The sequence below is a fragment of the Arthrobacter echini genome, assembly GCF_008107445.1.
Lineage (GTDB): Bacteria > Actinomycetota > Actinomycetes > Actinomycetales > Micrococcaceae > Arthrobacter_D > Arthrobacter_D echini_A.
On the sequence record NZ_VSLD01000002.1, the window covers coordinates 426,838 to 440,331 of the forward strand.

The window sequence follows — 13,494 nt, forward strand, 5'->3', positions numbered from 1 at the left end:
GCGCGCGCCGGGTCAGCGCTGCAGCTTCGCGGCCTTCAGCATGGCCTGCACGAGCGATTCCTGCAGCCAGGTGATGAAGTTGTAGACGAGGGCCAGATAGGAGTCCACGTTGTCCACGTCCTTGGAGTCCGCGACGTCGTGGAGGCGCTCGGCGTCCTCCTCCGTCTCGATGCTCAGGCGGTCAGCGAGGACGAGCCGGACGTCGTTGAGTGCCTGAGCCAGGAGCCGTCCCTGCTCGCCGTTGAGCGTCATGGGACTCGACTCGATCAGCAGGGCGCTGCCGCGCAGGGCGCCGATCTTCTGCTCGCGCAGGGAACGCTCGGTCAGGCGGCGGAAGGCGAGTGCCTCGTCGTCGTCGCCACGGATGGCGTCGGGCAGGAGCCGTCGCACGGCGGAATCATCCGGGGCCGTGGCGTCGGCGTCGGCGCCCGACATGCCCACGAGGGCGGCGAGGGGATCGTCGCTGGGCCCGGTCTCGGGCTCGAGCATGGAGATGACGTCGTCGAGCAGGGCGCCGAGCAGGCGCGCCTCGCCCGGCTCCAGCGCCCCGGTGATGCCGCGTCGGGTGGACTTGAACGGTTTCGCCATGGGTCGGTCTACTCGCTTCCGGCTTTTTCGAAGGTGGCCCAGAGTCCGTACGAGTGCAGGGCCACCGTGTCCTGCTCCACCTTCTCGCGTGTGCCCGAGCACACCGCCGAGCGGCCCGCCTCGTGGACCTCGAGCATGAGGGTGCGGGCCTTCGCCTCGCTGTATCCGAAGTACGTCTGGAACACGAAGCTCACGTAGCTCATCAGGTTCACGGGGTCGTTCCAGACCACCACCACCCACGGCTGGTCCAGATCGGTCTTCTCGGCCGTCCGTACCTCTTCCTTCGTATCGGTGCCGATCGCAAAGCCTACTGTCATGATCCCAAGTCTAGGTCGCATGGACCCCGCCCCGGGCCGACTACGCACACAGCGAAGGCCCAGCTATCGTGTCAGGAGTGACCGACGCCCCGACCACCGCCCTGCCCGACGCCGCGAGTACGGCGCCGCGCATCGCGAAGGCGCCCAACAGCGCACTGTTCACCGATCAGTACGAACTCACCATGCTGCAGGCGGCCCTGCACTCGGGTGCGGCCCATCGGCGCTCGGTCTTCGAGGCCTTCGCGCGCCGGCTGCCGGCCGGCCGCCGCTACGGCGTCGTCGCGGGGACGGGACGCCTGCTGGAGGAACTGGCGGCCTTCCGGTTCGAGGACGAGCAGCTCGGCTTCCTCAGCGACCAGCGGATCGTCGACGACTCGACGCTCGCGTGGCTCGCTGACTTCCACTTCACCGGGTCCATCTCCGGCTACGCCGAGGGCGAGGCCTACTTTCCGCACTCCCCCATCCTCACGGTGGAGTCCACCTTCGCCGAGGCGTGCATCCTCGAGACCCTCATCCTCTCGATCCTCAACCACGACAGCGCCATCGCCTCGGCCGCCTCACGCATGAGCGGCGCGGCGGCCGGCCGGCCCTGCATCGAGATGGGCTCACGCCGTACGCACGAGGAGGCCGCGGTCGCCGCGGCCCGGGCAGCCATGATCGGCGGCTTCACCAGCTCCTCCAATCTGGAGGCGGGCCGCCGGTACGGCATCCCCACGGTCGGGACCGCCGCCCACTCCTTCACCCTGCTGCACGATTCCGAGCGGGCCGCCTTCGAGGCGCAGGTGGCCTCGTTCGGCCGCGGCACGTCACTGCTCGTGGACACCTACGACGTCGAGCAGGGCGTGCGCACCGCCGTCGAGGTAGCCGGGGCCGAGCTCGGAGCCGTCCGTTTGGACTCGGGCGATCTGGTGGCACAGGCGCGCTGGGTGCGCCACCTCCTGGACGAGCTCGGGAACAGCGGCACCCGGATCGTCGTCACCTCCGATCTCGACGAGTTCGCCATCGGACTGCTGGCCTCAGCCCCGGTGGACTCCTACGGCGTCGGTACCTCGCTGGTCACCGGCTCCGGCGCACCGACGGCCGGTATGGTCTACAAGCTCGTGAGCCGACAGGGCGACGACGGCACCTTCGTCCCCGTGGCCAAGGCCGCGAAGAACAAGGCCTCCGTGGGCGGCCTCAAGCACGCGCTGCGGCGCCTCGACCCCAAGGGCGTGGCACAGGCTGAGGTGGTCGGTATCGGGATCAGCCCCGCCAACGACGGAAACGACCGCCCGCTCGTGGAGCAGTTCGTCAAGGACGGTGTGGTCCTCGACGGATGGACGGGGCCGGACGCCGTCGTGCGTGCCGCGGACCGGCACGCACGCTCCGTCGCCGAACTGCCCGGAGCGTCACGGCGCCTGCAGCGCGGTGAGCCCGTCATTCCCACCGAGTACGAGGAGGCAGCATCATGACACGAGCACTGATCATCGTGGACGTCCAGAACGACTTCTGCGAGGGCGGGTCACTCGCGGTCGACGGCGGTGCCCGGGTGGCGGCCGATATCAGCGACCACATCGACGAGCAGGCCAGAACCTACGACGTCGTCGTCGCGACCCAGGACTGGCACATCGATCCTGGGGCCCACTTCTCCGAGACCCCCGACTACGTGGACTCCTGGCCCGTCCACTGCGTGGCCGGCACCCGGGGTGCCGAGTTCCATCCGGATCTCGATGTGGAGAGCATCGACGCCGTGTTCCGCAAGGGTCAGTTCGAGGCGGCGTACTCCGGCTTCGAGGGGGTCAAGGCGCCCGACGACGAGGTACCGACCGGTGAGCAGAAGCTCGGCGGCGGCTCCGTGGAACCGGCGGAGAGCCCCCTGACGCTCGACGACTGGCTACGCGAGCACGAGGTGGACGACGTCGTCGTCGTCGGTCTGGCCACCGACCACTGCGTCCGAGCGACCGCGCTCGATGCCCTGCAGGCGGGATACTCGGTCTCGGTCCTCACAGCGCTGACGCGTGGCGTCAACGAGAACCGCTCCGAGCAGACCCTGGACGAACTGGAGTCGGCAGGCGCCGACCTCGAGCGATGACCGTGGTGGTACGGCGTCCTCGGGCGCCGTACCACCGCGGCTCCTACTTCTTGCCGATGAACCAGTCCTGCAGCTTCTGCAGCCGGCGCTGGAGCTGGTCCTCGTTCGCCTGCGCCACGGCCGGCCCCCCACACTGACGGCGCAGCTCCGTGTGCACCTGCCCGTGGGGCATGCCGGTGCGTGCGGCCCAGGCGGAGACATTCTTCGCCAGTTGCCCGCGCAGATCGGTGAGCTGCCGGTGGTCCACCACGAGCGGCTCGGTGGCGGGTACCGCCGGAGCGTTCTTCCGGCGGGACTGCTGTTCGTGCTGGCGCTGGCGCAGCAGCTGGCCCACCTGGTCGGCGTCGAGCAGCCCGGGTATACCGAGGAAGTCGAGCTCCTCCTCGCCGCCCATCTCTCCGCCGGTCCCGAACTCGCCGCCGTCGAACAGCACCCGGTCGAAGGACGCCTGCGACTCGAGCGCCTCGAACTTCTGCTTGGCCAGTGAGTCGGAGGCCTTGTCCTCGCGGTTCGCGGCCTCCAGCAGATCGTCCTCGAGCCCGAACCCCTCGTCGTCCTTCTCGGGCCGGTCGAGGGCATGGTCCCGCTCCACCTCGAGCTGGTTCGCGAGTGCCATCAGATTGGGCACCGAGGGAAGGAAGATCGATGCCGTCTCGCCGCGGCGTCGGGCACGGACGTAGCGGCCCACCGCCTGGGCGAAGAACAGCGGCGTCGCCGTCGAGGTGGCGTAGACCCCCACGGCGAGGCGCGGCACGTCGACACCCTCGGAGACCATGCGGACCGCCACCATCCAGCGCTTGTCCCCGGAGGAGAACTCCTCGATCTTCGAGGAGGCCTTGGCGTCGTCGGAGAGGATGACCGTGGGGGACTCGCCGGTGATGCGTTTGAGCTGGCCTGCGTAGGCGCGGGCGTCGTCGTGGTCGGTGGCGATGACCATCCCGCCGGCGTCGTGAACGGTGCGGCGGACCTCCGTCAGCCGTTTGTCCGCCGCGGCGAGGACCGAGGGGATCCACTCGCCCGCGGGATTCAGCGCAGTCCGCCAGGCCTGAGCGGTGATGTCCTTCGTCACGGCGGCATCGCCCAGCGAGGCTGCCATCTCCTCGCCGTTGCTGGTGCGCCAGCGCATCTGGCCCGAGTAGGCCATGAACATGACGGGCCTGACCACGTGGTCCTTGAGGGCCTGGCCGTAGCCGTAGGTGAAGTCGGCCTTCGAACGGCGGATGCCGTCCCGGTCCTCGGCGTATTCCACGAACGGGATGGCGGCGGTGTCGGAGCGGAAGGGCGTGCCGGTCAGGGCGAGGCGGCGAACGGCGGGATCGAACGCCTCGCGGATGCCGTCACCCCAGGAGAGCGCGTCCCCACCGTGGTGGATCTCGTCGAGGATCACGAGCGTGCGGGCGGCCTCGGTCTTGGCACGGTGCAGCATCGGCTTGCTGGCCACCTGCGCGTAGGTCACGGCGACGCCGATGAAGGCTCCGCCGTGGCGACCGTCGGCGTTCTTGAAGTTGGGGTCGATCGCGAGTCCCACGCGCGCGGCGGCGTCGGCCCACTGGCGCTTGAGATGGTCGGTGGGTGCCACGATGGTCACGCGATTGACGACGCCGCGGTCCACGAGCTCGGTCGCGACGCGCAGGGCGAAGGTCGTCTTGCCCGCACCCGGCGTGGCAACAGCGAGGAAATCGCTCGGCGAGGAGCGGAAGTACTTCTCCAGGGCCTCGCTCTGCCACTGGCGGAGCTTGGGTGCCGTACCCCAGGCCGCGCGCTCCGGATAGGCGGGCGGCAGGGCTGCGCCGGCACCGAACAGGGTGTCACTACTCACGCCGGGACAGTACCTTCCATCGACTTGCTGGGGGTGAGACCGGAGCCGTCAGTACCTGACCCGGCCCCTCTCAGACCCGAAACTATACCTGCTGCCGTGAACACCCACAGAGCCAGCCAGATCGCAACGAAGGTGGGCACGTGGCCCGGGTTGTCGGCGTCGCGCAGGAGGGCGAAGAGTGCTCCCGCGCCCGCCGTACCCACCACGCCACCGAGCTGATCGGAGATCTGCAGGGCGGCGGAATTACGGCCCTGCTCGTTCTGCGGCGAGAGTTTCAGCGTGAGGACCGACGTGCTCGACAGCGTCATGCCCATGGCGAAGCCGGAGCAGGCCCACACCACGATGAGGACACCCAGGGATGCCTCGGCCGCCGTGGCGAGGGCGAATCCGCCGAGGGAGAGCGAGAGGATGGAGGACCCTGCGACGAGCAGCCACTTGCGGTCGAAATGAACTCGTGCCTGGACGAACGACCCCGCACTCCAGCCGACGGCACCGGCGCTCAGGGTGAGGCCTGCCGTCCCCGGATCGATGCCGCGGGACGACACGAGCATGAGCGGGATGAACGCCTCGGTGCCGAAGAAGGCCACGTTGACCAGACCGCGCGTGGCGATGATGCTGGGCAGGCCACGCGCCAGGGTCATGGTGCCCCGGGGCAGCAGGCCGGGCAGCACGAGGAGGACGACGGCGATGCCCGCCGCCGCCAGGACGGTGAGCCCCCACACCGTTGCGCCGCTCGGGCTCTCGACGTCCGCCAGTCGGACCACGGCCCACTGCGCGCCGAACACTCCCCCGGCGAGGGCGAATCCGCGATAGGTCCTGGCCCGGGCGGACCCCGTGTCCGCGGTCTCCAACTGACCGATCCCCCGGGTGCGGGGCCAGACGACGAGGACGGCGGCCAGCACGATCGGCGCCACCCCGAGGAAGACCCAGCGCCAGCCGAACTGCTCGGTCACGAAGCCGGCGATGAGTGGTCCGATCAACGCGGGTAGTACCCAGGCGGCGGCGAGCCAGCCGAAGACCACAGGCTGGGCCTGCTGCGGGAAGGAGCGTCCGATCACGACGTACACCGCCACGATCATGAACCCTCCTCCGAGACCGGACACCGCACGGCCCGCGGTCACGAGCCAGAACTCGGGTGCGATACCCGAGGCGAGGAGCCCGAGGATCATCAGTGACATCCCGACACCCAATGCCGGTCCCGGCCCCTTGCGGTCGCACCAGGAGCCCGCGACGACGGTCCCCAGCAGGGAAGCCGTCAGGTACATGGAGAACGCCAGTCCGTAGCTCGACTCGCCCGAGAGCTCGCGGGCAACGGCCGGCATGGCTGTGACCACGGCCATCGCCTCGAAGGCGGCGCAGGTGATGATGGCGAGGATGCCGATGGTGAGTGGTCGCAGTTCGGGCGACATGGCTCTAGCGGCGTCGTTCCTGGCCTTCTTCATGACACCCGGTGTTCTCGTGGTTCTGGTCGTGTGGTCTTCCGGTCGTACCCCGGCGATCACCTGCGGGTAAGGCCTGAGCTACTTCTTCGGGTCGTCCTTGCCCGGCCGGAGTCCACTGTAGATCTCCTTGCACTCGGGGCACACCGGGAACTTCTCCGGGTCGCGACCGGGGGTCCACACCTTGCCGCAGAGGGCGATCACGGGCTCACCGCTGAAGGCGGACTCCATGATCTTCTCCTTACGGACGTAGTGCGCAAAGCGCTCCGCGTCGCCCGGCTCCACCTCCTGCCGGAGTTCCTCGCGTTCGATCGTCGCGGTGGAGCCACCGGTACCGGACTCCAGGGGGTCGTTCTCGAAGGGGTCAGCGGGCATAGTCATGAGAGCAGTCTATCGTCCACATCGGGGTGGCAGAAGTGCGTTCTCCACGTCGTCCCGTCCCCGGTGAAGGAAATTATCGGAGTCTTTCATCCCGACTTCCCGATCGGCCCTGCAGCGGCAGAATTGTCAGTGGTGAATGTCACAATGGGGGCATGAGATCGAACGCGGAGCAATCGGAGGAACTCGAGCGACTTTCCGCTCGGATGATCTCCCTGAGCGCTGGGAAAGCTCGGATCGAGGCGGAGATCGCCGCCACGACCGAACAATTGCGGGAGCTCTTCGAGGACCGCCTGCTGGATCACACCTTTTCCGCCTCCTCGAGGACGAGTGAGGGGACACGACCGTCCGCGCGACGGAAGACGAATATCGCCGATCTCACCACGGCGACAGAAATTGCGTGCCTGTTGCGCATCTCGGAGCGGTCGGCACACCGCCTCGTGCAGCACTCGGCGCTCCTGGTCAATCATCATCCCCGGACACTCGAGGCGTTGCGGAGCGGCGCAATCTCCTGGCAGCACACGTCGACGCTCGTGCACGAGTACTCGGGGCTGCCGCATCATACTGCTGCACTCGTCGAGGAAAAGCTCCTGCCCCTTGCGGTTTCCACCAGCGTCTCGCGCCTGTCGTACCGCGCGAGGAAGCTCCGGACCGAGCTGCATCCCGAGGCACTCGAGGAACGGCGCAGGGACGCATCGCTACGCCGTCGGGTGGACTTCGAGCCGGCCGACGACGCCATGGCATGGCTCCATGTACTCCTGGGTGCCTCCGATGCTGCAGCGATAGACGCTCGATTGACCCGACTCGCCCGCACCCTGGAGGATCCTGTGGAGCGACGCACACTTCCCCAATTGCGCACAGATGTCCTGACCGACCTCCTCCTCGACGAGCTGGTACGCGAGGAGGAATGCACGTCCGAACCGCCGGGGTCTTCAGGCCCCGCCCGGTCCGGGAGTCCCGGTCGCGTGGCCGGAAAGGCGGCGTACCATGCGCCGGTGCGGGCGCACATCAACGTCACCGTCCCGGTGCTGACGCTGCTGGGCGTGGATGATGCTCCGGCGGATCTCGAGGGCTACGGTCCCATCCCGGCCGACATAGCCCGACGCCTCGCTGCTCACGCTCCATCATTCACGCGGCTCCTCACGCACCCGGAGACCGGAGCCGTCCTCAGCGTGGGTCGCACCTCGTACACCGTTCCTGCGGACCTGAAGAAGTGGCTACGGGTCCGGGACAGAACATGTCGACATCCGGGATGTTCGGTTCCCGCGTCGCGATGCGAACTGGACCATACCCGGCCCTGGTCACAGGACGGGCCCACCTCGCACGACAATCTCGCTCACCTGTGCCGCAAACACCACATGCTCAAGAGCGAGGGGATCTGGCACTACGAGCAGCGGGACGGCGGGGTGCTGACCGCGACCTCGCCGGCAGGTGCCGTGTATGAATGCGATGTCGATCCGCTGCTCGTCTGAACCACTCAAGGGGATCCACGCTCATCTGCGCGGCGGGATGCAGGCTGATGTGCTGCGCAGACACCGGGCGAATCCGGGTGTCGTCCGCGGCTACATCTCCACCTGTCCCCACCGCCTCCCCCGGTCAGCGCGTGGGTGGCTCACACCCGATGCCGGTTGGATTCTCGATGCAGTTCTCGCTCACGCTGTGGCCCTTCGTCCGCCAGATGCTCATCAGATGGGGCTCGGACACCACGGCTGCTTCGCCGGCAACGGGCTGGAACGGCCCCCCGTCCACCGAGTAGTCACCAGCGAAGAAGGTCGTCAGCGTCAGATCGAAATCGCCCGTCGAGGCGTACTGATGACTCGTGGGCGTCTGGGTATCGAAGGCGCTGCCGCCCACCGGACCGCCGGGCACAGGGGTCGTCGCGCTCGTCCCGTCGCCGTAGTTCCACTGATAGGAGACGGGCCTGGCCTTCAGCACGATGGCGGCATCATGGAAGTCGAAGGCGAATTCCTGCTCCTGCGCTTCGGCGAAAATGTTCGAGTGGGCGTTCCTCAGCCCGAAATTCGATGGCTGCGAGATGATCGTCGCGGCGAGGACCGGCTGCTTCTGGAACTCCTCGAGTGTGATCACGATCGGCGCCTCCTCCTCGGCGACCGCCGCTCCACCCTCCACAGGTGCAACAGGTGGTTCGCCGGGATACATGCAGGAGGATCGCCCGGTGGGAGTCTGCGTGGGCGGTTGGACGGTCCGATCCACTTCGATCCAGTTGACCAGGATCCCGCTGTCCTGAGCATCGCACTGTGCATTCATCCGTGGGCAGAGGGCAGGGTCCAGATCACTTCCCACACCGGCAGTGCAGGCCCGGACGTAGGTGTAGTCGATGCCGTCGTCCTGAGGTAGAGCGGCTGGCTGAGCAGGTAGATCGGAGGGTTGATTATGCAGAGGCGTCGACCCGCGCCCTGCGACCTCTGCTCTCGTGACGCTAGACGCATTGACAAGACCTGCGTCTGAGAATCCTGCTGCCACTTCCCTAGAATCTGCACTGGCAGCGCCAGCTTGGAAGAGCTGAAACATAGTCAACAATAGAACAGTTGCCAAACATGCGTGTATTCTGTTCGACATTTTAAGTTCCCTCAGGAGACCCAAAGTCGAGCATTATCCATTGATTCTCTTCCCACAGAGCAATGGTCACGTTAACCGTCAAAGGAAGTGCTTCTGATTTATTGATCTCAGTGCCTGTTGAGTCGAAGTAGGTTAAACCAGCTTGTTCGACACCAACAAATGAGTTTATAGATCCTTCAGTGTTCTTTATGAACTCAGTATCAAAGGAGGAAAGGTTAACTGCACCTCCGACAATCCACCCCTTGTCGGCATATAAATCTCGCACTTGTCCTGTCAGGTTCTCGCAGGTCCGACAGCCCGGGTCAGTCACAGCGTCGAACGGCTCCCAGTCGTTGGTCTCGTAGCCGTAGGAAAACAGCTCGAACCAGTACTCCGTGAACGCCTCCAGTCCCTCCGCCGAGTTCTCGTCCGCCAGGGCCGGCTTCACAGGGACGGGGATATTGACCGCCGGCCCGGCCGATGATGCCGGTGAGGGCTGCGGAGTCGCCGGCGCCGACTCGGACGGCGTCGATCCCGGAGCTGAAGGAGACTCGACGGCAGGAGGAGTCCCGTCGATCGATGGTTCCGTGGGCCCCTGGCAGCCGCTGAGCACCATCACGGAGATGAGTGCGCCTGTAAGGATCGGCCCGGCCTGTCGACGACCATTTGCACCCACAGAAAACACGTGACTCCCCGATCGCACTTGCCTGCTCAGCCGGAATGGGCATCAGCATAACCCGTCGGAAGTCCTTCCCGACAGGTTATGCACAGGTTCGCACCACTCGGACTTCGCACCCGGCCGAGGGGTCCGATCAGTACGAATCTGTCCCTCGGAGAGCCTCGGGTCAGCGGTTCCTCGACACTGCGAGCAGGAGTTCCGGAGCCCTGCGGTCGTACCACCGACCACCCGCACGGATCCCGATCAGCAGCACGGCACCGCCGAGCAGCACCCCGACCAGGAGTGTCAGCCAGCCGTAGAGCTGATCCCCGCTCACGAAGTACACGATCGTCAGGACGATCTCCGGCAGTGCCAGCAGCAGCATCACGAGCCACCCACCGAACTGCACTACGAACATCAGGAAGTTCGTCCCGGGTGGCGTCTTGAAGGCGCTCTCCCCCGGAAGCGGCACGTTGTAGGTGTACCGGGCCGAGACGAAACTCGACAGACCCGTACCGGTGAACAGGAACCCCAGGGCGAGGCCGAGCATCACCGGCAGATCCTCCATCCTCCCCGCGATGAGCAGCGGGACCACCGTGAGGACGAGCGTCGCGGGCAGGGCGAAGACGAGCAGGGCGGCCGCCCTCCCCCAGCGGTCGTCGCGCCCGCTGACCCCTGTGGAGAGATGCAGGCTGAAGGCCGTGTTGTCGTAGGAGACATCCGCCGAGATGGCCCAGGCGAGCAGGAACGCCGCGATGGGTCCGACGAAGGCGAACGCCCCTCCGGCTCCACCACCCGAGAGGAACAGGAGGACGGCCAGCAACGGGATGAGGACGAGCGAGGCTGCGTACCGCGGATCCCGTACCCAGTACGTCAGCGCCCGGGCAGCGACTGCTCCCGAGGGGGTTGCCGGGAAACGGGTGAACCAGCCGAGGTTCCCGCCCGCCTTCTTCGTCACGGCGTTGTAGGGCGGGGTGACCAGCGCGTGGCTGAGACTGCGGCTCCACAGGAGAACGAACACCGCGAGGGTGGCGACGCCGATGAGTATGCGCACGACGGCGAGCCCGGGGTTCCCCGCGGCGACGTCGGCCGGAGCGGCCCACAGGGCCCCGAGAGGCGTCCATGCCAGCACGTCCGCGAGCCTCCCGGCGAAGCCCGGCGAACTCTGGAAGCCGGCCGCGAGTCCACCGATGATGGGACCGAGGAAGAAGAGCGGGAGGAAGGCCACGATGCCGTTCACGTCCTTGAACCGCCGCGATCCCGTGAGGGCGGAGACCGCCGTCGTGACGAGCCGCGAGGCGACGACGCACAGGACCACCGCGAGCAGTCCGCAGACCAGTGCCGTCAGTGCGGCCGCGGGGTAGCGGATCCAGGTGATGACCAGCGTCAGGGCGGCTATGAGCGTCACCAGACCCGGTATGCCCACCAGTCCGCCGAGCACCAGGCCCGCCAGCAGCTGGCGCATGGGGATCGTGTAGGTGACGAAGCGTGCGGGATCGAGCGTCATGTCCACACCGGACACCGCGATGGGGATCACGATCCAGCCCAGCACCGTCGCCGAGCCCCCGATCACCAGGATGGTGCGGATGAGTTCGGGATCCGCCGAACCCAGGAACACCAGACCGCTGACGAGGAACGCGAGCATCCCCAGGCCGTACAGACCCCCGAGGATCACCCCGACGAGTTGCGCGGTGCTCCGCTTCAACGAATTGCGGAGGAGCGTCAGTTTGAGCCTCAGGAGGTGCGCAACCACGACAGCCCTTCCGACGTGTTCCTTCCGCCGACGAGTTCGACGAAGCGATCCTCCAGCGTGGCATCGCCGCGCACCTCGTCGATCGTTCCGGCGGCGAGGACCGTGCCCCCCGCGATGACCGCCACGTGGTCGCACATGCGCTGCACCAGGTCCATCACGTGGCTCGAGACGATGACCGAACCACCCGAGTGCACGTAGCTGCTGAGGATGTCGCGGATGTTCGCCGCCGAGACGGGATCCACCGACTCGAAGGGCTCGTCGAGGACGAGCAGCTTCGGGGCATGGATGAGTGCCGACGCCAGGGCGATCTTCTTGGTCATGCCCGCCGAGTAGTCGACCACCAGGGTTCCGGCGTCGTTCGTCAGATCGAGGGCCCGCAGCAGATCGCCCGTCCGCTCGGTGACCGTCTCCCGGTCCATGCCGCGCAGCAGACCCGCGTAGGTGACGAGTTGCTCACCGCTCAGCCGGTCGAACAACCTGACGCCGTCGGGCAGGACCCCCATCAGCCTCTTGGCCTCGAGCGGCTTCTCCCAGACGTCGACCCCGTGGACGAGAGCCTGCCCGTGGTCCGGCCGCAGCAACCCCGTCGCCATGGACAGTGTGGTGGTCTTCCCTGCTCCGTTGGGGCCGACGAGCCCGAAGAAGGAGCCGGCCGGCACCTCCAGGTCCACCCCGTTCACGGCGATCTTGTCCCCGAAGCGCTTCGCCAGACCGCGGATGCTCAGTGCTGCCGTTCCGGAGGGTTGCTGCGGATTGTCCTGGTCAGAAGGTGATGGCACGGGAGAGCTCATGAGCACAGGCTAGCAACGGGCCCGGAACCCGTTCGTCATCCCAAAGGCGGAAAATCGCCGCTCAGAAAGCGCTCGCTGGCGTACCGGCCGGTGGTGCAGCAGTCATGGACGTCCTCCGCCGGGTCGAGAGGGCGGGACGCTGCGCAGCACGCGCCGGATCAGAAGAGGGCCCGCGCCAGCGCACTGCGTGCCTTCGTGACCCGCGGATCAGCGGTCCCGACGACGTCGAACAGTTCCAGCAGTCTCTTGCGTGCGCTCTCCCTGTCTTCGCCGACACTGCGGGCGATGAGGTCGACGATGCGCTTGAACGCGTCCTCGACATGCCCGCCCGTGAGATCGAGATCGGCGACCGTGAGCTGGGCCTCGACGGAGTCTGGTTCGTCGGCTGCACGTCGTCGCGCCACGTCCGCGTCGAGGTCCTGGACGCGGCCCATCAGTTCCACCTGCGCGAGCCCGGCCTTGGCGTCCGTGTCGGCCGGCTGCTCGGCGAGCGCGCGCCGGTAAGCGGCGGCTGCGGCCTGGAAGTCGCCCTGCTCGATGGCGTCGAAGGCCTCCTGATGCAGTGGCGGCAGGGGAGGCTCCTCCGCGACGGCGTCGGGCTGTGCCCCGTCGTTCAGCGTGCCGGTGACCCCGTTGGCCTCGGCGACCTTCATGAGCTCATCGAGATAGGCCTGGATCTGGGGAGCCGGCAGCAAGCCCTCGAACAGGGGTACGGGCTGCCCCTTCACCACGGCCACCACCGTCGGCACACCCTGTGCCTGGAGCGCCTGCGCGATCTGCGGCTGGGACTGCAGGTCCACCTGCGCCAGGAGGATCCGTCCGTCGAACTCGATCGTGGCCGCCTCGAGCACAGCCGTCACCTGGTTGGACTGGTCGCTGTGGGTGGAGCGCAGATTGACCACGATGGGCACCTGGGACGAGAGCTGCACCAGCTGCGGGAACGTCTGCTCCGTCACTTCCACGATGTACGGACTCGACCCGGACGGGCCCTGCCGCCCTGCGTCCGGCCGGGACGCGGCGTCGGCCCGGGCCTTCAGGGCGGACAGGTCCACGGCTCCACGAAGATTCATGCTCGACGGCGGGGTACCGCCCCGCTGTGCTGGTGTAGACAATGCTCTACC

General features: G+C 67.3%; 13 protein-coding genes. 3 read left to right on the plus strand and 10 right to left on the minus strand.

Annotation, left to right across the window (positions count from 1 at the left end; genetic code table 11):
* Positions 1 to 12: 12 nt before the first annotated feature.
* Positions 13 to 588: a DUF2017 domain-containing protein gene (locus FQ377_RS06610; RefSeq protein ID WP_148600434.1), complete on the minus strand. Its 576-nt coding sequence runs from the start codon at positions 586 to 588 to the stop codon at positions 13 to 15.
* Positions 589 to 596: 8 nt separating this feature from the next.
* Positions 597 to 905 (minus strand): ATP-dependent Clp protease adapter ClpS, encoded by a 309-nt coding sequence (clpS, locus tag FQ377_RS06615; RefSeq protein ID WP_148600435.1) that lies wholly within the window; start codon positions 903 to 905, stop codon positions 597 to 599.
* A gap of 131 nt (positions 906 to 1,036) precedes the next feature.
* On the opposite strand from clpS, the gene FQ377_RS06620 reads away from it, so the two are divergent.
* The gene (locus tag FQ377_RS06620) at positions 1,037 to 2,356 is read left to right on the plus strand and encodes a nicotinate phosphoribosyltransferase (RefSeq protein ID WP_395858473.1); all 1,320 of its coding nucleotides are present in this window, start codon (positions 1,037 to 1,039) and stop codon (positions 2,354 to 2,356) included.
* Positions 2,353 to 2,976, plus strand: coding sequence for an isochorismatase family protein (locus FQ377_RS06625; protein ID WP_148600437.1), 624 nt, complete (start codon positions 2,353 to 2,355; stop codon positions 2,974 to 2,976). Before FQ377_RS06620 ends, FQ377_RS06625 begins: the two co-directional genes overlap by 4 nt.
* A gap of 43 nt (positions 2,977 to 3,019) precedes the next feature.
* Here the strand turns inward: FQ377_RS06625 and FQ377_RS06630 are convergent, their stop codons facing one another.
* The 3 genes from FQ377_RS06630 to FQ377_RS06640 form a co-directional block, all read right to left on the minus strand.
* A complete protein-coding gene (locus FQ377_RS06630; protein WP_148600438.1) occupies positions 3,020 to 4,795 on the minus strand; it encodes a DEAD/DEAH box helicase in 1,776 nt (591 codons plus the stop codon).
* A complete protein-coding gene (locus FQ377_RS06635; protein WP_148600439.1) occupies positions 4,792 to 6,237 on the minus strand; it encodes an MFS transporter in 1,446 nt (481 codons plus the stop codon). The genes FQ377_RS06630 and FQ377_RS06635 overlap by 4 nt, the downstream gene beginning before the upstream one ends.
* Before the next feature lie 78 nt (positions 6,238 to 6,315).
* A complete protein-coding gene (locus FQ377_RS06640; RefSeq protein WP_148600440.1) occupies positions 6,316 to 6,615 on the minus strand; it encodes a DUF3039 domain-containing protein in 300 nt (99 codons plus the stop codon).
* A gap of 152 nt (positions 6,616 to 6,767) precedes the next feature.
* On the opposite strand from FQ377_RS06640, the gene FQ377_RS06645 reads away from it, so the two are divergent.
* Complete coding sequence (locus tag FQ377_RS06645) at positions 6,768 to 8,084, plus strand: HNH endonuclease (RefSeq protein WP_148600441.1); 1,317 nt, start codon at positions 6,768 to 6,770, stop codon at positions 8,082 to 8,084.
* A gap of 124 nt (positions 8,085 to 8,208) precedes the next feature.
* Here the strand turns inward: FQ377_RS06645 and FQ377_RS06650 are convergent, their stop codons facing one another.
* From FQ377_RS06650 to FQ377_RS06670, 5 genes are all read right to left on the minus strand, one after another.
* Positions 8,209 to 8,700: a PKD domain-containing protein gene (locus FQ377_RS06650; RefSeq protein WP_148600442.1), complete on the minus strand. Its 492-nt coding sequence runs from the start codon at positions 8,698 to 8,700 to the stop codon at positions 8,209 to 8,211.
* A 493-nt stretch (positions 8,701 to 9,193) separates the two neighbouring features.
* Positions 9,194 to 9,787: a DUF6318 family protein gene (locus tag FQ377_RS14990; protein WP_262364324.1), complete on the minus strand. Its 594-nt coding sequence runs from the start codon at positions 9,785 to 9,787 to the stop codon at positions 9,194 to 9,196.
* 229 nt (positions 9,788 to 10,016) lie between these two features.
* Positions 10,017 to 11,582, minus strand: coding sequence for a transporter (locus tag FQ377_RS06660; RefSeq protein ID WP_148600444.1), 1,566 nt, complete (start codon positions 11,580 to 11,582; stop codon positions 10,017 to 10,019).
* Positions 11,564 to 12,373 (minus strand): ABC transporter ATP-binding protein, encoded by an 810-nt coding sequence (locus FQ377_RS06665; RefSeq protein WP_148600445.1) that lies wholly within the window; start codon positions 12,371 to 12,373, stop codon positions 11,564 to 11,566. The genes FQ377_RS06660 and FQ377_RS06665 overlap by 19 nt, the downstream gene beginning before the upstream one ends.
* 158 nt (positions 12,374 to 12,531) lie before the next feature.
* Positions 12,532 to 13,485, minus strand: coding sequence for a tetratricopeptide repeat protein (locus FQ377_RS06670; RefSeq protein WP_148600446.1), 954 nt, complete (start codon positions 13,483 to 13,485; stop codon positions 12,532 to 12,534).
* Positions 13,486 to 13,494: the final 9 nt, after the last annotated feature.